Origin of the sequence: Ekhidna sp., assembly GCF_965247405.1 — a bacterium.
GTDB lineage: Bacteria > Bacteroidota > Bacteroidia > Cytophagales > Cyclobacteriaceae > Ekhidna.
On the sequence record NZ_OZ252014.1, the window covers coordinates 3247185 to 3272530 of the forward strand.

The 25346-nt window shown below is 42.7% G+C and carries 27 protein-coding genes; 9 read left to right on the plus strand and 18 right to left on the minus strand.

Going from position 1 to position 25346, the window contains the following annotated elements:
• Positions 1–2 precede the first annotated feature (2 nt).
• Both ACP14Y_RS15035 and ACP14Y_RS15040 read right to left on the minus strand, forming a co-directional pair.
• Complete coding sequence (locus ACP14Y_RS15035; RefSeq protein WP_424963748.1) at positions 3–2099, minus strand: ComEA family DNA-binding protein; 2097 nt, start codon at positions 2097–2099, stop codon at positions 3–5.
• Positions 2096–2902, minus strand: coding sequence for a hypothetical protein (locus ACP14Y_RS15040; protein ID WP_424963749.1), 807 nt, complete (start codon positions 2900–2902; stop codon positions 2096–2098). Before ACP14Y_RS15040 ends, ACP14Y_RS15035 begins: the two co-directional genes overlap by 4 nt.
• Before the next feature lie 55 nt (positions 2903–2957).
• Here ACP14Y_RS15040 and ACP14Y_RS15045 point away from each other — a divergent pair, with 55 nt between their 5' ends.
• Positions 2958–3575, plus strand: coding sequence for a toxin-antitoxin system YwqK family antitoxin (locus ACP14Y_RS15045; protein ID WP_424963750.1), 618 nt, complete (start codon positions 2958–2960; stop codon positions 3573–3575).
• Here ACP14Y_RS15045 and ACP14Y_RS15050 read toward each other — a convergent pair.
• A complete protein-coding gene (locus ACP14Y_RS15050) occupies positions 3572–4978 on the minus strand; it encodes a BamA/TamA family outer membrane protein (protein ID WP_424963751.1) in 1407 nt (468 codons plus the stop codon). The genes ACP14Y_RS15045 and ACP14Y_RS15050 overlap by 4 nt on opposite strands.
• A 309-nt stretch (positions 4979–5287) precedes the next feature.
• On the opposite strand from ACP14Y_RS15050, the gene yidD reads away from it, so the two are divergent.
• The 3 genes from yidD to ACP14Y_RS15065 all read left to right on the plus strand — a co-directional run bounded on the left by yidD (position 5288) and on the right by ACP14Y_RS15065 (position 6623).
• Entirely contained in the window at positions 5288–5506 is a 219-nt protein-coding gene (yidD, locus tag ACP14Y_RS15055) for a membrane protein insertion efficiency factor YidD (RefSeq protein ID WP_350205833.1), read from the plus strand.
• 198 nt (positions 5507–5704) lie between these two features.
• The gene (locus ACP14Y_RS15060; protein ID WP_424963752.1) at positions 5705–6100 is read left to right on the plus strand and encodes a DUF5946 family protein; all 396 of its coding nucleotides are present in this window, start codon (positions 5705–5707) and stop codon (positions 6098–6100) included.
• Between the two features lie 169 nt (positions 6101–6269).
• Positions 6270–6623, plus strand: a complete 354-nt coding sequence (locus ACP14Y_RS15065; protein WP_424963753.1) for a nuclear transport factor 2 family protein — start codon at positions 6270–6272, stop codon at positions 6621–6623.
• Positions 6624–6656: 33 nt separating this feature from the next.
• Here ACP14Y_RS15065 and ACP14Y_RS15070 read toward each other — a convergent pair whose 3' ends face one another.
• The 6 genes from ACP14Y_RS15070 to ACP14Y_RS15095 form a co-directional block, all read right to left on the minus strand.
• Complete coding sequence (locus tag ACP14Y_RS15070) at positions 6657–9287, minus strand: ABC transporter permease (protein WP_424963754.1); 2631 nt, start codon at positions 9285–9287, stop codon at positions 6657–6659.
• A gap of 4 nt (positions 9288–9291) precedes the next feature.
• A complete protein-coding gene (locus ACP14Y_RS15075) occupies positions 9292–9615 on the minus strand; it encodes a PadR family transcriptional regulator (protein ID WP_424963755.1) in 324 nt (107 codons plus the stop codon).
• Between the two features lie 73 nt (positions 9616–9688).
• The gene (gene nadE, locus ACP14Y_RS15080; RefSeq protein ID WP_424963756.1) at positions 9689–11518 is read right to left on the minus strand and encodes an NAD(+) synthase; all 1830 of its coding nucleotides are present in this window, start codon (positions 11516–11518) and stop codon (positions 9689–9691) included.
• Positions 11515–12240 carry a ribonuclease III gene (gene rnc, locus ACP14Y_RS15085; protein WP_424963757.1) on the minus strand — a complete coding sequence of 242 codons (726 nt, stop codon included), beginning with the start codon at positions 12238–12240 and terminating at the stop codon, positions 11515–11517. The genes nadE and rnc overlap by 4 nt, the downstream gene beginning before the upstream one ends.
• Complete coding sequence (fabF, locus tag ACP14Y_RS15090) at positions 12240–13493, minus strand: beta-ketoacyl-ACP synthase II (protein ID WP_424963758.1); 1254 nt, start codon at positions 13491–13493, stop codon at positions 12240–12242. Before fabF ends, rnc begins: the two co-directional genes overlap by 1 nt.
• 24 nt (positions 13494–13517) lie before the next feature.
• On the minus strand, positions 13518–13754 hold the full coding sequence (locus tag ACP14Y_RS15095) for an acyl carrier protein (RefSeq protein WP_089358163.1): 237 nt from the start codon (positions 13752–13754) through the stop codon (positions 13518–13520).
• A 113-nt stretch (positions 13755–13867) separates the two neighbouring features.
• Between ACP14Y_RS15095 and ACP14Y_RS15100 the strand changes: the two genes are divergently transcribed.
• Together ACP14Y_RS15100 and pyk are read left to right on the plus strand one after the other, a co-directional pair.
• Complete coding sequence (locus tag ACP14Y_RS15100; protein WP_424963759.1) at positions 13868–14296, plus strand: IPExxxVDY family protein; 429 nt, start codon at positions 13868–13870, stop codon at positions 14294–14296.
• Positions 14297–14318: 22 nt separating this feature from the next.
• Positions 14319–15749: a pyruvate kinase gene (gene pyk, locus ACP14Y_RS15105; RefSeq protein ID WP_424963760.1), complete on the plus strand. Its 1431-nt coding sequence runs from the start codon at positions 14319–14321 to the stop codon at positions 15747–15749.
• A gap of 25 nt (positions 15750–15774) precedes the next feature.
• Here pyk and ACP14Y_RS15110 read toward each other — a convergent pair whose 3' ends face one another.
• The 9 genes from ACP14Y_RS15110 to ACP14Y_RS15150 all read right to left on the minus strand — a co-directional run bounded on the left by ACP14Y_RS15110 (position 15775) and on the right by ACP14Y_RS15150 (position 22281).
• Positions 15775–17253 carry a CRTAC1 family protein gene (locus ACP14Y_RS15110; protein ID WP_424963762.1) on the minus strand — a complete coding sequence of 493 codons (1479 nt, stop codon included), beginning with the start codon at positions 17251–17253 and terminating at the stop codon, positions 15775–15777.
• A gap of 251 nt (positions 17254–17504) precedes the next feature.
• Positions 17505–17732 (minus strand): type II toxin-antitoxin system RelE/ParE family toxin, encoded by a 228-nt coding sequence (locus tag ACP14Y_RS15115; RefSeq protein WP_424963763.1) that lies wholly within the window; start codon positions 17730–17732, stop codon positions 17505–17507.
• A gap of 2 nt (positions 17733–17734) precedes the next feature.
• Complete coding sequence (locus ACP14Y_RS15120) at positions 17735–17962, minus strand: ribbon-helix-helix domain-containing protein (protein ID WP_424963764.1); 228 nt, start codon at positions 17960–17962, stop codon at positions 17735–17737.
• Positions 17963–18122: 160 nt separating this feature from the next.
• On the minus strand, positions 18123–18281 hold the full coding sequence (locus tag ACP14Y_RS15125) for a zinc ribbon domain-containing protein (RefSeq protein ID WP_424963765.1): 159 nt from the start codon (positions 18279–18281) through the stop codon (positions 18123–18125).
• A gap of 64 nt (positions 18282–18345) precedes the next feature.
• Positions 18346–18720, minus strand: coding sequence for a DUF423 domain-containing protein (locus ACP14Y_RS15130; RefSeq protein ID WP_424963766.1), 375 nt, complete (start codon positions 18718–18720; stop codon positions 18346–18348).
• Positions 18720–19334: a hypothetical protein gene (locus ACP14Y_RS15135; RefSeq protein WP_424963767.1), complete on the minus strand. Its 615-nt coding sequence runs from the start codon at positions 19332–19334 to the stop codon at positions 18720–18722. The genes ACP14Y_RS15130 and ACP14Y_RS15135 overlap by 1 nt, the downstream gene beginning before the upstream one ends.
• 143 nt (positions 19335–19477) lie before the next feature.
• Entirely contained in the window at positions 19478–19687 is a 210-nt protein-coding gene (locus ACP14Y_RS15140) for a hypothetical protein (protein ID WP_424963768.1), read from the minus strand.
• Positions 19688–19954: 267 nt separating this feature from the next.
• On the minus strand, positions 19955–20635 hold the full coding sequence (locus ACP14Y_RS15145) for a nitroreductase family protein (RefSeq protein WP_424963769.1): 681 nt from the start codon (positions 20633–20635) through the stop codon (positions 19955–19957).
• Complete coding sequence (locus ACP14Y_RS15150; protein WP_424963770.1) at positions 20635–22281, minus strand: dipeptidyl-peptidase 3 family protein; 1647 nt, start codon at positions 22279–22281, stop codon at positions 20635–20637. Before ACP14Y_RS15150 ends, ACP14Y_RS15145 begins: the two co-directional genes overlap by 1 nt.
• A 95-nt stretch (positions 22282–22376) precedes the next feature.
• Between ACP14Y_RS15150 and ACP14Y_RS15155 the strand changes: the two genes are divergently transcribed.
• The 3 genes from ACP14Y_RS15155 to ACP14Y_RS15165 all read left to right on the plus strand — a co-directional run bounded on the left by ACP14Y_RS15155 (position 22377) and on the right by ACP14Y_RS15165 (position 25338).
• Positions 22377–24011: a M28 family metallopeptidase gene (locus tag ACP14Y_RS15155; RefSeq protein WP_424963771.1), complete on the plus strand. Its 1635-nt coding sequence runs from the start codon at positions 22377–22379 to the stop codon at positions 24009–24011.
• A 96-nt stretch (positions 24012–24107) separates the two neighbouring features.
• Complete coding sequence (locus tag ACP14Y_RS15160; protein WP_424963772.1) at positions 24108–24680, plus strand: RidA family protein; 573 nt, start codon at positions 24108–24110, stop codon at positions 24678–24680.
• A gap of 43 nt (positions 24681–24723) precedes the next feature.
• Complete coding sequence (locus ACP14Y_RS15165; RefSeq protein WP_424963773.1) at positions 24724–25338, plus strand: FISUMP domain-containing protein; 615 nt, start codon at positions 24724–24726, stop codon at positions 25336–25338.
• Positions 25339–25346: the final 8 nt, after the last annotated feature.

Sequence of the window (25346 nt, forward strand, 5' to 3'; positions counted from 1 at the left end):
TCCTAGAATTTAATTCTAAGCATAGCTTTGACCTCTGTGGAAGTGTTCCCTTCTGATTCATTCAACCCTGAACCGACCGTGTCACGATCTCTGAAAGTGAAGCGTGCATATCTGAGCCATAATGATACATCCCTGACAGGATCATATCGTACCATCGCGTAGGTTCTGGCTCCTGTGCCATTGTATGCCGGGATAGAAAAAGCATAAAGCACATCACTTTCATAAACATATTGAGCATTGTCAAAATCGTCTGTCTCAAAAAGTGCCATCCGGGTATTAAATTTAAGTTTCCACCATGAAAAGTTCACATCCTGGATAATGGCAAACCCTTTGGTAAATTCACCTCCTTCATCTTGGGTGCTGCTTTGAACTTTGGTTTTCAGTTTAAGCCAGGGTCGCAATTCATAGTCTACGTTGAATAGATAATTCCTTTTTACCTGATCCACCAGTTGATTTAGATTTTCATTGGGCACAGTCACCTGACGTGTTTGCTGCCTGGCCTGGGCATAGAGTGTTACCTGCCTGGATGGGAAGAGAGAATAACGTGCTAACCACTCACTGCCTACCGATGGAGCCTCAGTACGGTATTTAAGCCATGGGAATTGGAATCGATCGTAATAGATATTCAACTTATGCCTTCGATTAGGTTTGATAGAAAGTCCCCAATAGGTACCACTCTCATTAATGTTTCGTGAGTTTTCAGAAAACGCATTCCCGTAGAAAGAATGAAAATCACGGTCGTAGTTTCTAAAGACCATGGCCATATCGACCATGCGCGACAAGCTGGTGACCAGTCCTCCAACAGCTCCAATCCCTCCGCTCTTAGATCTGGCCGCCTCACCAAAAAAGGTAAAATTCTGCCAAGTATAATGGGCATATGCCGAAGTGATGAAATTGTGGTCTCCCTTAAATTCAAACTGATTGTAGTTGTTAGGTCTTCGTTGAAGGGGTCGACTGTATTGACTGTTTAGCCCTGAAATACCAAAAGTAAATCTTCGGTGGGGGGAATACTCTACCGAAGCGCCGATAGACTCCTCTTCGATTTGATCTTTGGACGCCAGTTCAGTGGGTGTTCGGTGAAATCCGGTAATTTGGATGGAATTGACAAACTCCTCGAATTCCGAAAAGATAGTGTCGGATTGAATGTTTCCATCTTGTTTCAGCTTTGAATAAAAGATAGTTAGTTCAATATCTGAGAAAGATTTAGTGATACCCGCTCCCCTAAAAAAACCTGACTCAAGAACAGATGTATAGGGACGCATGCCTAAACTGTTTCGCTTGGTGGTGTTGACGGTCTCAGCGCCCTTGCCTGCATTGAATCCGGCACCAAATACGACTCCCTGTCCGATCTGAAGCTGAAAATCACCAAGCATGATTTTATCAAAGCCCCACTTATTTTCGAGCATGAGATGGTAGGAGTAGAAGTCAAATCCCTTTTGTTCGTCCTCAAAAGAGAAGGCTTCTCCATTATCTTTTTCAAACGTAAATCCCAGACTGAAATCGTCCCGATGACTAGTTCGAAACCGACCATATATTTTATCAGGTGACCCAACGTAGCGAGATGGTTCCGTGGTAATTGTATCAGTGATGTTGTTACTTTCATCACGTACGAAAGTGGTATCCAAAGGAAGTGCAGCAGTAAAGCCTTCTTGCTCTTCGAGTCGTCTGGAATATCGAAGCAAAAAGTAATTGTTTTCTTCCTGAATAATTCGCTGAAGCAACGGTCGTGAGTCGGTGACCGACTCTTCCACGGTAACAAATGGTTGAAGTAACCTTATGGTTTCAAGATCCATTTCTGGAATGGCCTGGAGTTCATTGATAGAAAGAAAATCTCCGAGCTGATCACGATAAGTAAAGAAATTAGAAATCTGTGCTGGGCTGAGGATATAGAGAGAAGCTAGTTCTTCAGGCTCCACTTTATTCAGATTGAGTTTGTTGGTATAATAAAGCAACAATGACTCGTAGATGTCTTCATAAGCCACATCTTCATCCTGCACTTGAAATAGACGCTCGGCAAAAACCTCCAGATCTATCTCGTCATTCTGAGCGTAGGTGCAAAATCCTACCGAAATACATACTATGGTGAGCCATCTTTTCATTGAAAGGAGTAGGCCACTGAAATTTCATGAATGCTTCCCAGCCGTGAATCGTTAGAAAAAGCATAGTCGAATTTGAGGTTTTTGGGATGAAACCCAACACCGAAAGCACCCAGGAATGGCTCTGTACTAATACCTGTTCGTAGATATACACTTTCAATAATCTGATACTCAATCCCGGCTTTAAATACCTCATCAAAATCCAAATCTTTTTCAACCTCTGCATTAATAATCAACTCCTCAGAAGGTAAAAATGAAATACCTGCTTTCATTACCGTCGGGGCTTTTTCGCCTGTTTCAGAATTAATTTCAGCCTGGTTGAGATTGAAAATATGTGCTCCAAATCGTAGCTGAGGGGTTATTTCTGCCACCCCTCCAAACTGGATTGCCATTGCCCTGTTGGTGCCTACGGTTGATACATTGTATTGAAGCAGATCCAGCCCAACTCCCAGGCTAACCATTTGTATTTTGTTACCAAATGCCAGATGAAGTCTCTGCTCACTGTAAAGGTCATCTCCAAATTTATAGAATCCTACACCTGCATTTCCAATACCGGTGGAATAAACAGCACCTGCACCAACCACCTGAAATTCGCTTACACCATAACGATTTTGATAGGCAGCAAAAGCGGAATGATCTTCCACTCTTCCCAGGCCCCCAATATTATTGAACAGACTGTACTCATCGCCAAGGGTAAGAGATGCGCCAGCCATCCCTGCACTACGTCCTCCCAGATTGAAAGATCCGGTTTGTGCCTGAATAGCAAAACAAACCAGTAAGGTGATTAGGCAGGTGATTTGCTTCATATATGCAAAGTATGCATTTGGTAGCTTTATATCAATAATCGTAAATTAAGTAGCGATGAAATTAGCCATCTACGTCTTTGTTTTTTTTCTTGTGCACCACTTGGCTGGACAAGACTATGATACGCTACGTTTTACGGATGGCGGAGTGAAGGCTGTTGGTAAAATGACCAAAGGAGCAAAACATGGGGTTTGGAAATATCAATATCCCAGCGGAGAGTTAAATGCGCTATTGACGTACAGGCAAGGAGTACTTAATGGGGTTCAGAAATATTATTCTTTTAATGGTCAGCTAATTGCAATGGAATTTTGGAAAGGTGGGCTATTGGAAGATTCTGCCACTTATTTCTATCCATCCGGTCAGTCGGAGAAAGAAGGGAGGTACGAAAAAGGCTTGTATGAAGGGAAGTGGACTTTCTTTTATGAAAACGGAAATTTGAAACGAATGGGGTATTATGAGCAGGGAAGCCCAATGGGACCGTGGGAGTTTTTTCACGAAAATGGAAAGCTCAATCAAAAAGGAATTTTGAAAAATGGGCTAGAGGATGGCTTGTGGTTATATTTTGATGAAGAAGGAAATCAGCTGTATGAAGGAAACTGGAAGGAGGGTGATAAAGTGGGGCAGTGGTATTTCTTTAAAAAAGGCAAGCGGAAAAAGTGGAAGTACTTTGACTAGAAAAGTGATAATATGTTGATGAAGAAGTTTGTCTCATTTTCACCATTTCGTGAAAATTCAAACCGAAAAGTCACATCGTTTACCAAAACCAAGTCTATACCTGTTCCAAAACTGTAGAGGTATTTATCCGTTAAGAGCTCACTTCCTTCATAATTGGGGAAGCCTACTGCATATCCCTGATCAAAAAATACTTTACCATAGATGGTGATTGGGAATGTTTGAAATTGCCGCAGGGGCATAACCTTACTAATGTCATATTTCCGTCCAAAGAGTTGGTGTTTAAACTCATTTCGCTGCAAGGCATAGGAGCTAGCTTCGATGATGCGTAGGTCATATCCTCTGATCACCTCTTTTAAAAATCCGATTGAGCTGTAGTTGAAATACGCTCGACTTTTTGCTGGGAAGGTGCTGAGCACTGATAGGTTGTTAACAAGAAACCAATTGTCTTTAAATGCAGTGTATTTTGTGAGTCTGACTCTTGCACGCCAGTAATCAACCCCATCATTATACAGGCCTAAACCTACTTTGGTGAGACCGGCACGGTAGAACGAACCCTTGGTTGGATAGTTTACATTATTTCTTTTATCCCACACGTAAGTATAGCCCAACGTCAGGTATTGCTGCTGTGTCCTGGCGTCACCCAGGTAGTTTTCATTTAGACTGGCCACTGTGTCTGCTATGTCTACCCGAAGGTGTCCAATGCTGGTGCTATGATAGGAGTAGAAAGAGCTTCTGTATGAATGGGAGATGGAGTTGGTGTATGCTCTTCTGAGCACTTCTTCTTGCGATGAAGCAAATCGCCTAATGTTTTCTCGGGTGACTACTGGTACATTCTTCGCTTCAAAATAGCTCGAGCTGATAAGCAGTCCATTGTTTTGTTTTTTGTCAATATAGGGGACTTGATAGTACAGGTTTATTACAGTTTCAAAGCCTGTTTGTAGCCACAGTCTCAGCACTTCTCCTCTTCCGCGAAAGTTGAATTGAGTCACCTTAAGCCCATAATTTACCCGGCTCAGGTCACGGTCACGATTCACCCACCAGTCGTTGAAATTACGGTCAATCAAACGAAAGATAGGGAAAGGATAAATGTACCAGCGCTCATCTACAGTGATCTTTACCTCCGCATGATTGTTTTGTACATTGACTAGGTCAATAGAGACGGCATTAAAGAGGTTCGTATTGTAGATGCGGTTTCTATCCCAGATAAACATGCTATCCAGCTGGTAACGCATATACGAACTGTCAGTGTAAAAACTTAGCTCTCTGGTGATGATATGAGGTTTGGTCTTGTAGTTTCCCTCTATAAATATTCGATCGACAGTGAGTACCTCCGTGGAATCAGTTTGGGCGTTTGCTAACAAGGCAAGTGCGAAGAAAAGGAAGAATACCTGAATTTTTTTCACTCACTAAATGATCTACTTGTCTAACTCGATGTAAGAAAGAAGAAAACACTATAAATCCCCTCCTCGGAGGGGTAGGGGTGGGTCCTCCGCAGCGGTGGGTTTTACCAAAATCGTTTTCTTTTTAGTCAATTTTTCAAAAATGACGGTCTAGAGAAGACCCACCTCTAGCTCCTCCCAAGAGGAGACTAGTGGAGTCATTTTTGAATAAAATTGACTTTCTAACATGGAATTGGTTTTAGCTTAATGGCTAACACACAAACAGAATGAATTTTTGGTGAGTGTCCAAATTTTGGATGGTACTTTTGTTTAGTGAATCGCATCCTAAAGAAAATCCTCATTTTCCCGGTATTGATATATCAATATTCAATTTCACCCTTGTTTCCAAACAGCTGTCGATACACGCCAACTTGTTCACAATACACAAAGGAAGCCATCCAAAAATACGGACTAAAAGGGGTATGGATGGGAATCAAGCGCATAAGCAGATGCCATCCATGGGGTGGAAGTGGTTATGATCCGGTGGAGTGAGTATCAAAATTTACACCAGCCCAACTATGAATAGTAACTGGAATGAATGATCTAATTTTAGATTCTTTGTCTGAACGAAACCTTGACCATCCTTCGCAGGTAAAAAGTATTCATGAAATTTGAAGTGATTAGGGTATAAGCAACTAAGTGTTCGCTTGGTTCAATCATATGAATTGACATAAGCTTTCAGATATAACAATGCAGGACTACATTGATTTAGCGAAAAAGAACGGGGTGGTATTGTATGATACAGGCCATTGTCAGTTTTGTGGTGCTGCCACGAAAAGAGGTGTTCATGAATGTGTCGAAATTTTCAGTTTAGGATTTCAGCAAATAGATTATTCACGAACGGAAAATCATATTTATCGATTTTTGTCTGTGGATGCTCACACCCTCCAGCATCCCGAAATACATGGGAGGTGGAACAATCATTTTCATCTGACCCGACTTCATCTCATTCTCCGCCAGCAAGTAATGTGGAATTATAAGCTTTCACCTGAATTGAGTGATCATCTGAATAGATACAAAGCTCAGCATATGGATGAAATATTAAATCCTCCCCAACCTTTAATCGTGGATCAATCACCACTTTAGACGTTTTAAACGGTAGCTCTAATGAAGTCGAGTGTAAAGAATTGATCATGAGCTGGGCTGAGGAAGTTTACAGTGCCTGGGGTGAACATCATTCCATCGCGTCACTAATAGCAAATGTTTTTTAAGATCATGAACCACCTTTAAGAGAAATAATTTTAAAACTGAGCGTATGAAACCAAAACAACTTGTAGAAAAATGGGTAGCAGTATTTAACTCTGGAGACGCAGAAGCACTCGCAGATTTTTATCATGATGATGCAGTGAACCATCAGGTAGCCAACGAGCCGATAAATGGGAAAAATGCTATTTTAAAAATGTTTCAGGATGAGTTTGCCCAAGCAGACATGACATGTATCGTAGAAAATATATTGGAAGATGGAGAGTGGGGCATTCTTGAGTGGAAAGATCCTTTAGGTCTTCGCGGTTGTGGGTTTTTCCACGTGATTGATGGCAAAATCAAATTACAACGAGGATATTGGGATAAACTATCCTTTTTGAAGCAGCATAATCTGCCGATTGAATAGTAATATTTACCCCAACTAGTCATTTAAAATTAATCACTCATTTCTCAACAGTTCGGTTGGGTTGACCAAAGCAGCCTTTATGATTTGGTAGGTTACGGTAGCCATGATCAAAAGGGTTAATAGCAGCGTGGATAAAGGATAGATCATCCAGCTGATTTGGATGTGGTAGGCAAAATTCTCCAGCCAACCCCGAAGCAAGTAGTGAATGAATGGTCCAATTATCACCATGGCCAGTAGAACATAGACCAGGTATTTTCTGATGAATAATGTATAAATGGAGCTCATTGTGGCTCCCAACACCTTTCTGACACCTACTTCCTTGATACGGTTATTGATCATGAAAGTAATTATGCCGTAAAGACCAAGACATGCTAATAGAATAGCGAGAACCGCAAAAAACTGGATCATGTTGGATAATTTTTCTTCAGATCGATAAAGCTGATTGAGGTTGTCGTCTAAAAAGCGCCATTCCATGGGAGCGCTTTGAGCGACTTGCTTCCAGGTATCTTCCAAAATGTCGATGTGTCTGGTAAGTTCACCCGGTGCAAAACGAACGTACATATATTCCAGATCGATAAAGGGGAGAATCATGACTGCAGGTCCTATTTCCACGTGAAGAGAGGTGTAGTTGAAATCTTTTGCTACTCCTACGATTGTTCGAGGATGTTCTGTCCCGAAGAAATACACTTTTTTACCTATTGGATTATCCAGATCAAGATAACTGGCAGCTTCCTGATTGATAATAATGGAATGGGTAGGATCATTCACGTATTCTGTATCAAAGCCACGTCCTTTGATCAGTTGTATGTCCATGGTTTCAAAGAAGTCGTAATCAGCCAGGTTAAAATATACACGTTTGCTCATGTCAGGTCCCTGATCGGCTCGCTGTATGATGCTCCACGGCCAGGCCTCACCTACCAGTCGATCACTGCGGCTTACGCTGATGACGACAGGATTTTGGATCATTTTCTCTTTGTAGAGATTGTAGTACCTGGTCATGTCTTCGGGAAGCATTTTGATAAGGATGACATTCTCTGAGTTGAATCCTGTATCCTTATTGTGCAGATAATTGATCTGCTTCGTCATAATGATGGTGGTGGCAATGAGCCCAATGGACACAGCGAATTGGATGATCACGAGTACGTTTTTCAACTGAAAGGGATTGTTAGAACCCACCTTTAAGGATCCCTTAAGAGATTTAATGATGTCAAACCGGGCAAGCACAGTAGCAGGATATAGCCCTGAAAATATGCCTATAACAATGCTGGCTATTATAGCTACAGGGACAAGCCTCCATGTGTCGCTAAATTGAGGGACAAATTCCCATCCCATATACTGTGATACTGCAGGAAATATGAACAATACCATTCCAAAGGAAATAAGTAAACAAAAGGCAACAAGTATCATGGATTCGACCATCAGCTGAGTAATGATGCTTTGCCTGGTGGCGCCTATCACTTTTCTGATACCAGTTGACTTGCTTCTATTGATACTCAAAGCATTGGTGAGCATGGAAAAATTAAACCCTGCTACGACTAAAACCAAAAGAGCAATTAACGTCAGCGCTTGGATACTGAATTTATTGCCGGAGCGAATCGGACTTCCCAGGTCATCAACCATCCCACCAGATTCCAGGTAGATCGCTGATAAGTTTTGCACAAGGGGCATCATTGGGTTGGGATTGTCCGGATTCAGATCTTTGAAATGTTGGGATAGCTTTTGTTCGAATTGCTCCGGGTCAGACCCTGGTTGCAAAGCTGCATAGGTCATAAATCCCAGCCAGCTCCAGCTTGTCAGGTCGGATGCATACCCTACTGGTACTGTGTAGGTAGGGAATGAAATAAGGAAATCAAAATCCAGGTGTGAGTTGGTAGGAATGTCTGAAAGGACTCCTGTCACTTTCAGAGGGATGGTATTGTTAAACATCAACGTCTCTCCAAGTGGCTCAGTCTCATTAAAGTATTTTAAAGCTAATTCTTTGGTGATCACAATGGAGTTCGGCGCATCCAATGCTTTGTCTTGATCTCCAGCTATAAGGTCAAACCGGAGAATTTCGAGAAATAAGGAATCCGCATAATAGCCACCATTCTCATAGAGCTGACGTTCACCATAAGCTAGCAGGCAATTCATTGCATAACGAATCCGCGAGATTTTTTCTACTTCAGGAAACTTGCCTGAAATGCCTGGCGCCAGCGCCGGAGGAGAGTTGACAAGGGTGGTAACACTTCCTGAGTTGTCTTTATATGCATAATTGATCCGATATACTTGCGAGCTATTTTCATGAAATCGGTCAAAGGATAGTTCATGGTTGACAAAGAACAGAATCAGTAAAAAGCTGCTAAGACCAATAGTTAAGCCAAAAATATTGATCGAGGCAAACCCTCTGTTTCTGGCAAGAAACCGGAAGGAACTGATAAGATGGCTTTTAAACATATTTGTAGAATAATAATTGTAGGAAGAGGAAAAACGATTTCGTCTGAGCGTAAAACGGTTGATGAATCGCAGCACATTTAGCCAATAAAAGAGTCTTGCCCTTAGCGTACCATAGTTTTTTTGATCCTGTTGGAATTTCTCTTCCAAATCACCCAGAATGGAATCATGGAGGTGATTTTTACAGTACAAACTGAATAGGCGTTGGGCGAGGCGTGGCGGATTCCTTTTCATTGGATCATTGAATTGATGGCTTCTGAATCATGTCCCAAAGCATGTTTCGTGTATCACGTGAAGTTTCCAAAGCCTGCTTACCCCGGGAGGTGATTTTAAAAATTCGCTTACTTCGTCCTCCACGTGCTTTGGTGGCGCCACCCACCTCTGATTCCAGGAACCCTTTTTCTTCCAGCCTATAAAGCGCAGTATGCACGCTGCTCAGGGTAACGTTTCGCTTCAGATCTTTTTCAATTGTGTTTGCAATGGTTAGCCCATAGGCGTCTTTGTCATTGGCTGCTACTAATAGCAGGACGATCTCCTCAAATTCACCTAGGTGTAGTTTCATAGTTATTTACCCATTTGTAAAAGAAATACGTTTAGATGGTTATAAAGGTTATAGTATAGTGAGTGCTGTGATGTTAAAGCTCCTTCAACTCCTCTCTATACCCACCACTCAAAATTGGGAAGCGGTACCAGGAGCGGGGATCAATGTTGAAATCATCAAAGTGAAAGCTGGGAGCGTAGCGTTCTCGCTTCCATTGATTACGGGTCCATAGTTGATAAAACTTCTTGATCCAGCCTTTGAGTGTTTCAGGATCGAATTCATTTTTTAGCGCTTCATAAACCTGCTTCGGAGATTTTCCATGAAGAATTGCCTCTCGCTCAATTTTCATCAGCGCCTCGTAAGGCATGAGATCATCTTCATCTGTTTGGTTCTGATCTTCCGGTCGGAGTTCAGCCGTAGGAGTGAGTGCGTTTACGTACTTAAGACCCGAAAATCCTAGTTCGTTCTCTGCGTATTTCAGCCATTGCAGGATGAAGTGTTTGTCAACCCCCGCAATAGGAGAGATACTTCCGCTGGTATCGCCATCCATGGTCGCATAGCCCACATCTCCTTCGCTTCGGTTAGAGGTTGCCATCAATAGCTTATTCTCAATATTTGCCAGCATCCAAATGATGGGCGCTCGCGAACGAGCCTGGATATTTTGCAGCGTAATATCGTCCTGTTCCCAGGTTAGCTTTCTTCCTATCGTTTTTTCTATCGTGGATCGATAATGATCGACTCCCTCATCGATTTGCCAGTTGTAGAATGTCGCCCCCAGGCTTTCTGCCAGATTCCTGGCGGAATTAAAAGTGGCCTTTGAGGAGTTTTTAGTGGCCTGGTAAGCGGTTGTCAAAAGCTGTCCGGTGATTTCTTCGGGGGTATCTCCATTTAATTTAAATCCGAGTTTATCCTCAAGGCCTGCCTTTCCACGTTGCTCCAGAGCTGTACGAACAGCAAAAGCAATCAACGTGGCAATGGTGCTTGAGTCAGCGCCTCCACTTAGCGAAAGCACGAATCCATTACTTCTACTCTTGCGACAGTAATCGAATAATGCCAACCCGGCTGCATGAGTAAACTCTTCTTTCCGATCACTGTAATGTGGTTTGATGTTTTCTATGGACGTATTGTTTCCAAAATCCACTTCCACAGTAAGCAATCGGTAATCGTGATACCACAGTCGATGATTACGCCCAATGAGTTTGCCTTTCTGAGCAATCAGCACATCTCCGTCATAGATCATGCGTCCTGCTTCATTGCCAAGTAGGTTTGCGTACAAGTAAACACAATCAAATTTTTTGGAGCTTTCTTGCACAATGACTTCTTCCCTGAAGATGGATTTGCCGAACGCAAAATGAGAGGCACTGGGGTTGAGTACCAGATCTACTTTATGATTCAGGTGCTCAATCGGGCGATCGGGTTGCCAGGCATCTTCGCAGATTTCAAAGCCTATCGTAAGATCCTTGTGCTTGACCGTGACATGTCCAAAAGGTATTTGCTCTCCATTTATTTCCAGGCTTTCAATTACACCAGATGGCCATGGAGTAAACCATCGGGGTTCGTAATGCACACCATCGTTGGCCAGCTTTTGTTTGGCATAGATGCACTTAATTTTACCCTCTGCGATGAAAGCTGTGGTATTATAATTCTTTCCTTCTATTCGAATGGGTAAACCCACACATACTGCTATTTCTTTGGTGTGAGGTACGATTTCCTGCAGCTTTTCTATGGCTGTTTGTGGAAGCCACTTACTTAAAAACAAGTCTTCGCACCCATACCCGGTGATGCAAAGTTCTGGTAGGCAGAGAATGTCTACTCCTTCCTTTTTAGCATCATCTATTGCACGCTTGATGTTGCCAATGTTATTTTCCCAATCAATAGGTGTTTGGTTCAGGCATGCTCCGGCAAGTTTTAGCTTTTGACTCATTCGTCTAAGTTAAGTTGCTCATAGGTCTTTCTGGCTGCATCCTGCTCCGCTTTCTTTTTACTAAAACCAAAGCCCTGCGCCATGGGTGCATCATTCAAAAATACCTGAGCGGTAAACTTTCGATCTTCCTCATCTATAATCTCAAAACGAAGCTCTTTGTTCTCTTTTTGCGACCATTCCAGCAACCGACTTTTAAAATTAGTAGTTCTTGAAATCAGCTCCTCCAGATCGTAGTGTGGCTTGATCAGTTTACGAATGACAAATTTTTTACAGTATGGAAATCCATGATCCAGATAGACGGCACCTATAAGCGCCTCCATGCAGTCGCCATACACCGAGCGATGGGCGCGAGACCCTTGATGATACTGGACAAGCTCTTTCAGTCCAATCTTTTGTCCCAAACGATTGAGAGACTCACGATTTACAATCTTTGCCCGAATTTCGGTTAGGAACCCTTCCTCCTTAAATGGATACGTTCGATAGAGATATTCTGCAATGATCATTCCCAGGATGGCATCTCCCAGGTACTCCAGTCGCTCATAGGAGTTTTTTATGCCTTGCTCATTGGTAGATGCCACGCTGCTGTGTCGCATGGCTTGTTTGTAAAGTGCCAGATTGATGGGTGCACGTCCGGTAATCAGCCGAAAAGACTGTCGGAGTTTTTTTTCTGATTTAAGAGAATTAAGAAGTCGGCCCGATAATCTTTTCGGAAACGATGACACTAGCCGTTGTATTTGCCTATAATAATGGAGGTGTTGTGTCCTCCAAACCCGAAGGTATTGCTCATTGCGATATTTACTTCACGTTTTTGGGCCTCATTGAATGTCAAATTCAGGTTCGGATCGATATCCGGATCGTCTGTGAAGTGATTAATCGTTGGAGGTACAATGCCTTTCTCCAGCGCCATCAGGCAGGCGATAAACTCAACTGCTCCAGCGGCACCTAACAGGTGACCTGTCATGGATTTAGTTGAGCTAATGTTCATTTTTTCAGCATTTGCTCCGAATACTCGCTGAGCTGCTCTAATTTCTCCTACATCGCCGAGTGGAGTGGATGTACCATGCGTATTCAGGTAATCAATTTTGTCAGGTGTCAATCCTGCGTCTTCCAGTGCATTTCTCATCACCAGCTCAATACCCGTACCATCAGGATGTGGCTGGGTGATGTGGTAGGCATCTGCAGACATGCCACTACCTAATACTTCGGCATAAATTTTTGCTCCGCGGGCTTTCGCATGCTCTAATTCTTCCAGCATGATTGCACCAGCTCCTTCCCCTAAAACAAATCCGTCCCGGTCTTTGTCATATGGTCGAGAAGCTGTTTCCGGCGAATCGTTTCGTTCAGAAAGCGCTTTCATGGCATTAAATCCACCTATGCCTGATTCAATAACTCCAGCCTCTGATCCACCGGTTAAAATGGCGTTTGCCTTTCCTAACTGGATGTAAGCATAAGCGTCTGTAATCGCATTATTGGAAGATGCACACGCAGAGACGGTTGCGAAGTTTGGCCCCATGAATCCATACTTGATGGATAATAGACCAGGTGTAATATCCGCAATCATCTTTGGAACGAAGAATGGATTGAATCTCGGGGTTCCGTCTCCCTGGGCGAAGCTCATCACTTCATCCTGAAATGTGCTAAAGCCTCCGATCCCTGATCCCCAGATAACTCCAATTTTAGATTTATCCACACTATCCAGATCCATCCCTGAATCTACGATAGCCTGCTCACCGGTAACCATACCGTATTGGGTATTGGGGTCCATTTTTCGCGCTTCTTTGCGATCCAAATGGTCAGTCGCATTGAAGTTTTTTACCTCACAAGCGAATTTTGTGCGGAATTTTTCAGTATCAAAACGAGTAATAGGAGCCGCGCCACTTACTCCTTTGGCCAAAGAATCCCAATATTCATCTTTAGTGTTACCCAAAGGGGTAAGGGCACCAATTCCGGTTACTACGACTCGCTTTAATTCCATAGATATCTAAGCTAAGTTGGTTGTTTACTTAACGTTTTCTTCAAGGTAAGAGATAGCATGACCTACAGTGGCAATGTTTTCAGCCTGGTCATCTGGGATAGAGATGTTGAATTCTTTTTCGAACTCCATGATCAGCTCTACTGTATCAAGAGAGTCAGCTCCTAGATCGTTGGTGAAGCTTGCCTCTGGAGTTACCTCAGACTCTTCTACACCTAGTTTGTCAATAATGATTGACGTTACTTTTTGTGCTATTTCAGACATTTTTGTAATGTTTGGTTAAAAATGAGATGCAAAGAAATATATTCTCAAACTAAAATCAAATTAGTCGTTGAACACATATCTCTTGCGAATTTAGGGCTTAGCTTGCACATTCTATGAAGAAAAATAAATTAGATGGAGGGTATGCCATTGATTTTGAATTATTCGGGCTTGTTTGCAATAAAAAAGAATACAAGCTAGCATGGCATTTAAACGAAGTTATGGGCATTTCTTTAACCAAACAGGACGATATAAAAATTGAATATGCGGATAATACCTCAATATTAATTTCTAATTATCTGTATGAGACGGACTATCTGGTTATGGAATTGCTTCAAAATAAGCTGATCGGGAGTGGTAATCTGTCAAAACAGTTGCTAATGCCTGAATTAAAGCAGTTTGACTACTTATTGAAGTTTAAAGACGATACCGAAGAACTAACTTCCGAAAACGTTAACGCAATTATCAAAGAGATTCCTATCGTTGAGTATGCTATGAGGCTTAATTTTGAAACCTTAAAATCCAAAGAGAATTTACTCTACTAGAAACTCTGAAACCTTCATTTAAATGACTTCATCCACAAAGCGAACGAAAATAGTAGCCACATTAGGTCCGGCAAGTAATAGCAAAGAAGTAATCACGGAACTAGCAGAAGCGGGCGCGAATGTTTTTCGTCTAAACTTTTCGCACGGCACACATGACGATCACAAGAAAGTGATCCAAATGATACGAGAAGTGTGTGAGGAAAAAGATTACCGAATTGGCATGCTTCAGGATTTACAAGGTCCGAAGATCCGAATCGGTTTGATGAAAGATGGGGGAGTGGAAATTAAAGAAGGTCAGAAGTTAATCATCACAACAGAAGAAGTAGAAGGGGATGCAGATAGGGTGAGTACTGTTTATAAAGAGATCGTGAATGATGTGGAGGTCGGTGATACGATCTTGATTGATGATGGCAACCTGGAGTTGAAGACCATAGAGGTGAAGGATCAAGAAGTGGTGACAGAGGTTGTTTATGGAGGAGTGCTTAAGTCAAGAAAGGGAATCAACTTGCCAGATACGGTCGTATCAGCACCGTCGCTGACCGAAAAAGACCTGGAGGATTTGAAGTTTGGATTGTCCCAGGATATCGATTGGGTAGCCTTATCATTTGTTAGAAAGCCAGAAGATATTATCCAGCTAAAAGAAATTATTAAGGAAGCGGGGAAGAATACCAAGGTAGTGGCCAAAATTGAAAAGCCGGAGGCACTCAGGAATATTGATGCTATCATAGAAGAGACAGACGGGGTGATGGTAGCTCGTGGGGATCTGGGTGTGGAGATACCGATGCATGAGGTACCGATCTGGCAAAAAAAGATTGTTTTGAAATGCAATGAGCTTGCCAAACCAGTGATTATTGCTACCCAAATGATGGAGAGTATGATTGAGAACCCACGACCAACACGAGCTGAAACCAATGACATAGCCAATGCGGTGATGGATGGGGCAGATGCTTTGATGCTATCTGCAGAGTCTGCAGCAGGAAAATACCCAGTGGAAGCGGTTCAGAAAATGTCAGAGACCATCAAGGCGGTAGAGACAGAAGCCGAGTCGATATACAATAAATACTACGACAAGCAATTTGAGTCCAGCACCCGAATGAATGACTTGTTGATCCGCGCTGCATGTCGTCTCGCGGAAAATACCAATGCAAGAGCACTTGTTTGTATGACTAAATCCGGTTATACGGGTTTTCGTACAGCCATGCACCGTTCCAAATCGGAGATTTATCTGTTTACCAACAACCACCAGCTACTGAATCAGATGTGCCTGGTGTGGGGCGTAAAAACCTTCTATTATGATTCCCAGGAAAATATTGATAAAACGCTGGAACAAATGGAAAAGCGATTAGTAGATACAGGCAACCTGAACAAAGGCGACATCTTCATCAATACAGCTTCTATGCCACAGCATTGGCAGGGACACACCAATATGATGAAAATACATGTAGTGGAGTAATGATCTACGGTGCTTATCGGGTGATTTATTTACTTCCCTCTGTCAACACATGGTGCAGATTTGCATCAGGATTTAGGTACTTATCTACTTGACCGGACGGCCACTCCACAACGAGGGAGTCGATTGTGCTTTCATCACCAAGCCCAAAGTGTAGCTCATAGTCATTTTGACTTCCATAACCGGTAATGGGGTACATCCATCGATGCATTTCTTTCTGTGGAGTATGAATTCTTAAATGTGCACCAATCGCGAATGCATTGGATTCCGTTCCTTTCAATCTGAACGCTACCCAATTTTTTCCTTTGGTTTGATTGATATAAAAACGATTGATCTGATCCCCTGATCCCCAGTTTGCAACGAACAAATCCAAATCTCCATCCCGATCGAAATCTGCATGAGCCACACCTGCGGTCGTGTCTGCATGCTGGCTGATTACTCCCTCTTCGTGGGAAGTAAACTCACCATCACCTTCATTTAAGTAAAGAAAGTTGTACATCTCTGGGCCGTAGGTGCCATTTCCTATGTAGATATCCAAGTCGCCATCATTGTCATAGTCGCCCCATGAATGACCTTTCGATGCACCGCCTTTTTCGGTTACGATGATGCTGCCGATAACTGGATTAAGTGTTCCTTTTCCATCATTTGCAAAGAGCAGGTTTTCCTTATCGAAATTGGCGACAAATAGATCCAGGTCACCATCATCATCAAAATCTGCCCATGAAGAACCATACGCGTACCCTTCGTCCGCAATGATTGACCCTGTACTATCCTGGGCAAACTGCAGGTTTCCGAGGTTTCGATAGTATAGGTTTGGTTCCCGTGCATTTCCAATGAATATTTCCGGAAGTCCATCGCCATTCGCATCACCGCAGGCACACGTTCTGGCTGTACCAGTACCATTGATGAGTAGGTGATCAGATAGCAGTTGAAATTCTCCATTGCCAATATTTTCATAGAATAGGTTTCCATTTAGCCGGTATCCAATTAATAAGACATCCAGATCGCCATCTAAGTCATAGTCTGCCCAGCAGGCCATTGAGGTGCTTATACTGTCCCTTGTTAAGGTATGGTCAGTAATCTTGGTGAAACGTTTGAGGCTATCATTTCGAAACAGTTGATTGGGTTCTTTGCCCCTGCTGCACAGGTAAAGATCCAGGTCGCCATCATTGTCATAATCCACCCAGCTGGCTCCTTCGGAAGTACCTCCTTCTCTGATTAATTCCGCAAACGCTTTACCTAACGTGATTTTATTCAGCGATCCTTTACCATTGTTGCTATACATGGCATTCCATTGACCGGCAGAGTTTGTGGTATATAATTCAGGAGCACCATCCTGATCCACATCTCCCCAGGCCACTCCTCGGGTGAATCCTCCATCTGTGGCAATCCTTCCCCTCTCATTGAGAATGAAAAGCGGTTCGTTCGTATTAGATATAGATTGCTCGCATGAATAGAAAAGTATCAATGTAAGTATCAAGTAAGACAGGTAGGTGGATTTGGGCATAGCAGAGAGATTTGGATGATTTCAACGCAAGGGCTTATTAAGATGTTTTATACGGAGTTGTTGAAAGTTACCGGTAGGAAGGTGGGCTTACCCCAAAGCTTCAGCGTCGCAACTGTGATCTCAGGTGAAAGTTGCAGTCTAGTGCATGCGAGCTTGCGATTGTTACCATAGTCATGGCCTAATCAAATCCACGCAATGTTTCAATTCGATCCTGCCTTCCAATTATAGTCATGATTTCAGATACACCATTATTAACTCGATAAAAAAATCGTATCAACACCACAAACATATTTTCTATATCCTGATTTAATAAAGTCAGCAGATTCAAAAGCATATGGTCGTTCTGCTATTAGTTCGAATTTGTCGAAGAAAGCGTTGAAATACTTTTCTGCTTGCTCCGCTCCAAATTTCTTAGCTCCATATCGATATATTCTTTTCAAGTCCTCCTTGGCTATGTTGCTGATTTTATATTCAGCCATTATTAAGATTTTGCTTGTCCAAGAATATCAGCTCTGGAGTCTTTGGTGAAGCCGGATTTTTCTGCTTTTTCCAACTTCATTCGGATATAGTCAATTTCCTGTTGTTGTTTTCTTGCTTGCCGTATTAGGTCGTTTACAAGTTCACTTTTACTAGAATATTCTCGACTTTCAATTTGAGCTTTTAACCATTCATCATTTGGTTCTGTGAAAGAGATACTTTGTCGTCCCATAATTGTGCTTTGGTGCAAATTTACACCAATTAGTTATTGTTTCCGACACATTGGAGTTACAGAGTGCGATTATTGGTAACAATATTGTACCACGCACTGTGAGCGTTATTTACCTTTCAAATATAGCGGATGTGTCCCTTTACTTGTTCCGGTATTTGCTTTAAAACCCAAACAGATACAGTAGCATTACCACAATCAGGATTATGGCAATCCATTTATAGCTGGTCTTGGTTTCTGCGAACTCATACTGGCAGATCGGGCAGACATTTGAGGAAACGTCTACATCCATGGCACAGGAGGGGCATTCTTTGGTTTTCATATTTCTATTAGAAATTTAAAGATGCTGAAACAAGTTCAGCATGACTTATCAAGGAGAGTACATCTTACAGCGACTTTAATGCGGTCATCAACAAAAACACCCAGCCCAAAATAAACAACAACCCGCCAATGGGAGTAATAGCTCCAAGCCATTTCATGCCGGTGAAGCACAAAATATAAAGTGAACCAGAAAAGATCAGGATGCCGAAGGTCATACTGTACCCGGCATAGTTGAGCCACTGACTTTCATATTTGGTCATCAAAAAGGCAATAGCCAGCAAAGCAAGGGTATGATAAAACTGGTATTGCACAGCAGTTTGGTAGGTATCCAGCGTACCTTCTGATGTCAATTTGTCTTTTAGGGCGTGGGCACCAAAAGCACCAAGCATGACAGCTAACATACCGGATACTGATGAGATAATGAGAAAGAGTTTATGCATTACTTCTGTTCTTCAAAATATTCAGGAATCGTAAAAAGTATCGGATTAGGAGACACACCAACTTTGATATCTGTAGCAGTGGTCACAATCTGCTGATCACCCAGTTTGGCTTTTCTTTTTAAAACCACCCCGTTCCAAATCCAAAGCTCCTGGATGGCCTTACCTTCAAAGGTCCAGACCTGGCATTTTTTATCCATCAGTATGGAGTCGGCTTGCTGTATTCCTCCCATAGCAAATAGAATAGACTCAGATACCTGTGTAGGGGTTTTATAGCTGGCTTGCTGGCTCCACTTTACATCTTTCCTCAACTTATAGGTTGAGTCTTCCGGATTCAGCCGATACACAAAATCACCATCTGTGATTTCATAAATATTTTGTGTGCGTGTGATGCCATAGAGCTCGAATGTCATGGTCTGCTGACGCAGGCTGGTCCAGCCGTAATCAGTGAAAACCATCACTTCCTCTCCTTCGGCATCTCCAGTGATTGTGTAGTTGATCTCGACACTTTCAAGGGAATACTTTTTTAGATTTTGTGTTTGTAACTCCTCTGCTGTTCGGGCCTGAGAGAACGCTAGGAATGGAATCAGAAAAAGGAAATGAATGAATGATTTCATGCAAATAGGATTTGCATCAAAGATATAAATAAAAAGCCCCAGACGGTACCGTCTGGGGTGTCAACCAGCAATCAACTTATCCTGAGTGATTTTTGGACAAACAGATTCAGGATAGCCGATTGATTATCCTATGATAATGTTTTTTATGAATGAAATTTTTGGTGTATTGGTTGAGAATTGTGCTTGTTCATTTCATTCACAAGCCGATCCATGATGTGATTCGGAACATCGTTCAATTCCTCAACCCAAACAATCTCTTTGCGGATATTTGTAGAACTGCACAGCTGTTCAAACTCTTGTTTTGAAGAATAGCTGTACTCGTTGGAGACAGTATTGAACCATATCACTTTCATGGATCGAAGTTTGGAAGTATCCAGTTTTAAATCTTGCACAAAAACTTTCAAATCCTGCACATGGCTCATAAAAAACCCCCAGACGTTTCGTCAGGGGGTGTCAACCAGCTATAGTCAAAAATCCCTAGTCAGGGGATTGTCTTAATGTTTTGGTCTGCATTTATTTAGTTCTACCCACGGTGCTATGCGTGATTAGGTGGATTTCGATAGTGAAGGTAGTGGGGGCATTTTTATTATTTCTGCCAACCTGCTTCAATATCCTGCCAATCATTCATAGAACACCGCAACTTCTTCGAGCGGTTTCCTTTCCAGATCAGGTACGTACACTTCATCTTTTGGGTAGCCAATTGGTAAAAGGAGGTACGGTCTTTCATTGTCCGGTCGGTTTAGAATCTTTGTAAGAAAATTCATTGGAGAGGGGGTATGGGTCAAAGTGACCAGCCCGGCTTTATGTATAGCTGAGATGATCATACCGCAGGCTATTCCCACCGATTCATTTACATAATAGTTGTTGCTTTTCTCCCCGTCCATCATTTCAAACACTCGTTTAAAAATAACGATCAGCCAGGGAGCTTCTTCCAGAAAGGGTTTGTTCCAATCTGTGCCGATTGGTGCCAGATCTTTCAGCCACCGCTCACTCATTCGTCCATGGTAGCTATCATATTCTTCCTTTTCTGCTGCTTCACGGATCGCCTTTTTAATTTTCGGATTTGAAATTGCACAGAAAGTCCAGGGCTGCTTATGAGCCCCGGATGGTGCCGTAGATCCTGCCATGATCAGGCTTTCGATTAATGCTTTGCTAACCGGCTTATCTGAAATATCGCGAACGGTCCTACGCGTATCCAGCCATTCATAGTATTTATTAGCGCGTGATTCAGCTTCGGCTAAATCGTAAACATCCCGTGTATAAGCAATATGAGGATGGCCATTAATTTCTTTTTTATCCATTACAATCCTAAAACTTCTACACCTTGCTCAAATACAATATCTACAGGGATATTTTGCTCAGAAAGGCGATCCAGTTCTGCCTGAAGTACCTCTCCAATTTTACCTTTTTCTGCTACCAATTGAGCCACGCCTTCATAGTCTCCATTGCCTTGAAGAGTTAGGATTTTTTCAGAAAGGGCGTTCATCGCTTCTTTCATCTTGTCAAAATCTACCATGTAAGTGCCTGTTTCTTCGTCTTTAGCAAATGCTCCGTACTCATTAAAGAAGTTGAATCGGATCATATTGGCTTTTCCGTGTGAACTGGCAGCTCCAAAGCGAACCGACCGGAAGATGCCAGCCATAAAAGTCACGTAGTAATCATTCAGGTCTCCTTCGATTTCTCCTTTCTTGTGCAGTTGTGTGATCATATAAAGACCAAGGATATCTGCTTTTCCTTCTTCCAATGCAGAGGAATGCTCTTTCAAAGCGTTCCTCACTGTCCCTTTATCATTGATGGTGTTTTTGATACCTAGTCCATGAGCTACTTCATGGAACATGGTATTAGCGAAAAATGCATCAAAAGTGATATGCTTACGTTGATCCGGGTGAATCAAGACATCTGCGATCGGTACTAGGATTTGATCAAATTTGGCTTGCATGGCATTCTTAAGTTGCAGTCTGCGAGAGCCCTTCGCCAGCTGCACTTCTTCATCATTTGGCAGATTGATGGCAATCGTTTTTGATCCGGCATTGCAGTCTCCGGCATAGTACACCACATCATAGGCATTCAAATCTGCATCCGTTCCAGGAGTTTCCGCTTTGTATTCATCAGCTACAGGGAGTCCTCGTTGCAGCTCAGGTAAGAATTCCGCATACTTGGCAAGTCGCTCACTCCAGCTTTTATCCTTGACAAGTACGTACGCTTCATGTGCCGCTTTGTAATTATATAGTTTGTCTTCATAGTTTTCAATCGGGCCTACTACGAAATCCAGGCCATTTGTTTTCATGTCCATCCAGGCCATGTCAGACGGTTGGTAATTGTCCGTTACCAAGGCTTCTGCTCTTAATGTTAGGTAGTTTTTCAACCCCTCATCTTCTGCAAGATCGGCACATTGCAATAACAGTTCTGAAGCACGTTTCACTTGCTCGGCAAACATCTCCTTGTAAGGGACGGTGATGAGATTACCATCTTCATCTCTACGAATGAAAGTATACAAGCTGGTTTTTCCTTCCAGATCAGCGGCTTCAAACTCTTCTTTAGTCATGTCTGTCGGGTAGAAGTTGGCTCCCTCTGGCTTTGGACCTACTCCCTCAATGAAAGGGTTGTTATCATCCAGCCGATCCCAGGGACCGTAGTTGATGTAGACATATTTTTTGGTTGCCGGATCCGTAAGAGATGCAATTAACGAATCTTTTTTTCCGTATGCTTCATACCAAAAAAGCTCATCCATAATCTTAGATACTTCGATCATTAGCGGGATCATTTGCTTTTCGTTTTCACTCAGCTTGCTGATATCGGTGGTAAGTTTCACGTTCTTGTAGATATCCACCTTCTCCTTCATTGGCGAGGTTTCCGAAATAGCATTCTCCTGGGATGACTTTTCGGGTGTGGTGCAATGGCTTAGTAAAAGCCCTATAAGACTTATGCTGAATATTCTTTTCATCATGGTGTTTGTTATGTCTGGTTAGCAACTCCGAAGTTAAGAAGATTCTCGTGTTCTTGAATTTGAATTAAATTGGCAGGCTAGAAAAATACCTGACTATGAAGAAAAATTTTATCGTACCACTGCTGGGAGCCGTTTTATTTGCTTGCCAGACGACAACTGAAAACAAAAGTGTTTCTATTTCGGGAGAATCATTGAAGGCACACATTCAGGTGCTTTCTTCTGATGACTTTCAGGGAAGAAAACCCTTTACTGAGGGGGAAACTAAAACGGTAAATTATTTGACCGATCAGTTTAAAGCATATGGTCTGGAGCCTGGGAATGGCGATTCTTATACGCAAGAAGTTCCTTTGGTAGAACTAACTGCTACACCATCTGAGACCATGACCATTGAAGGAAATGGAAAGACGATTGAATTGAATGTATTGGATGATTTTGTTGCATATACGGAGAAAGTTGTGGAAGAAATTTCACTGAATGCATCAGAGCTAGTATTTGCTGGCTATGGTGTAGTAGCACCGGAATATGGGTGGAATGACTATGAAGGATTGGATGTAACAGGTAAAACAGTCATGGTTTTGGTGAATGATCCGGGATTCGCATCAGGGGATTCCACCTTCTTTAAAGGAGAGACCATGACCTACTACGGTCGCTGGACCTATAAATATGAGGAGGCTGCCAGACAAGGAGCTGCAGGATGTCTTATTATCCATGAAACCGTGCCGGCAGGTTATCCATGGTTAGTTGTTAGGAATTCCTGGTCAGGAGCAAGCTTGTACCTGGATCAGTCAGGAGGAAATTATCAACCCGATGTGCTGGGATGGATCACACGAGATGCTGCCATCAAGATATTTGAAGCATCAGGCCAGGACATGAAAAACTATGCAGAAATGTCACGAAGTGATGATTTTAAGCCATTCAGCCTGGGGCTCAATGCTTCTGTTACGGTGAGAAATGAAATCAAGCGAGATCAGTCACAAAACGTGATTGCTAAAATCACTGGTTCAGAAAGGCCGGATGAATACATCATCTACTCTGCGCATTGGGATCACCTTGGGATCGGGCAGGAAATAGAGGGTGACAGCATTTACAATGGAGCGCATGACAATGCATCCGGGACTGCTACGATGCTGGGTATTGCAGAGGCTATGTCAAAAATAGAACAGAAACCGAAGCGAACAGTCGTGTTTCTGGCCGTAACTGCTGAGGAACAAGGATTGCTTGGGTCGAAGCATTATGCGCAGAATCCAATTTATCCACCGGCACAAACTGTGGCCAATATAAATATGGATGGTATCACCGCCTGGGGCCCGATGAAAGACTTGACGGTTGTGGGTTATGGGCAATCAGAGCTTGAGGATATCGCCGAAGAGCTTGCAAAAAACCAAGGCAGGTACATCCTTGCAGATCCTGACCCAGGTAAAGGATACTTTTTCCGATCGGATCATTTTCAATTTGCCAAAGTAGGAATTCCAGCATTATATGCATCGGGAGGATATGAGCATATGACCAAAGGAGTGGACTATGTGGATAGCCTGAATCAGGTTTACCTGACTTCTCAATACCACAGACCTCAGGATGAGTACAACGAAGATTACTGGACTTTTGATGGCATGGCCTTAGATGGTGAGCTACTAATGAATGTTGGCTTGGAAGTAGCTAACTCTACCGCCTGGCCGTCCTGGAAAGAAGGGTCGGAGTTTAAAGCTATTAGAGAAGAGAGTAGGAAATAATTTTCACTTATCATCCTGAATGAAATGAAGAAGCTCATGATTTAAAATAGATCCTTCACTGCATTCAGGATGACACTTTCTTAAAATCAATACACGATGAAAAATCTAATCTTAACCCTTGTTCTTTCCGCACTTTTCTTTGGATGTCAATCAGTCCATGATCATCCCCATGAAGATCAGCCGATAGAGCAAGAAGAGCTTTATAGCTATGATGTAGAGGAGAAAATCACTTCTATTGGCATTGCGCTTTCCAAGCCGGGGGCACCAGTCGCCAACTATGTCAATGCGGTGCGAACAGGTAATCTGATTTTTATGGCAGGAAAGGGCCCTAATTTGCCAGAGGGTGGATATGTTACGGGCAAGGTAGGGGTGGACCTGACTGTGGAAGAGGGATATGAGGCAGCCAAATTGGTAGCAGCGGCACAGCTTTCAGCACTCAAAGCAGAGATCGGTGATTTGAACAAAGTAGTCCGAATTGTAAAAGTATTGGGCATGGTCAATTGCACCCCGGATTTCGGAAATCAGCCAGAGGTAATCAATGGGTTTTCTGACACGATGGTCGAAATTTTCGGAGAACGTGGCAAGCATGCACGGGCGGCTGTGGGAATGGGATCCCTTCCTCGAAATATAGCTGTGGAGATCGAAATGATTGTAGAGGTGCAGGAATAGTATTGCCGAATTTGCTATTTTGCTCATTTAAATCACCATCCATATGAAAATTCATATTCTTACATTTATCATACTTGCAGTTGTTGTTAGTGCTGCAGCTCAGAGCAGGGAAGCTAAAAACAAGCATTTTTCTCATAAAATGGGTTCGTATACAGATCCACGGGATGGTGAAGTTTACAAGACCATAACATTTATTCGAGAGCATCACGGCGGCACGATCGAGCGAACCTGGTTTGCAGAAAACATCCGTTTCAATGTTCCGGGCTCAAAAACCTACAATGGGGCACCTGAGTATGCCAAAACGTTTGGAAGGCTGTACAACTACGAGCAGGCCAACCTGGCTTGCCCTGAAGGGTGGCACGTTCCGACCATCCATGAGTGGAAACATTTATTCCACTTTTTCGGAGGTTGGCATCATTCCGGTAAATACCTGATCGAAGGAAAAGAAAGTGATATGGATATGATGTTTGGGGGCTTTGGTCAGCCGGATGGTACATTCAAAGGCATAGGGGTCCATGGAAATTGGTGGGACAATGAATTGAAAGATTCAAACTCTGCAGGAATTATTACCCTCAAAAAGGGTGACGAAAACATTTATCATTCTAAAGTAGGGGACCGACACTATCTAAGCTGCCGATGTGTGAAATTTCATAACTGATAAATAGC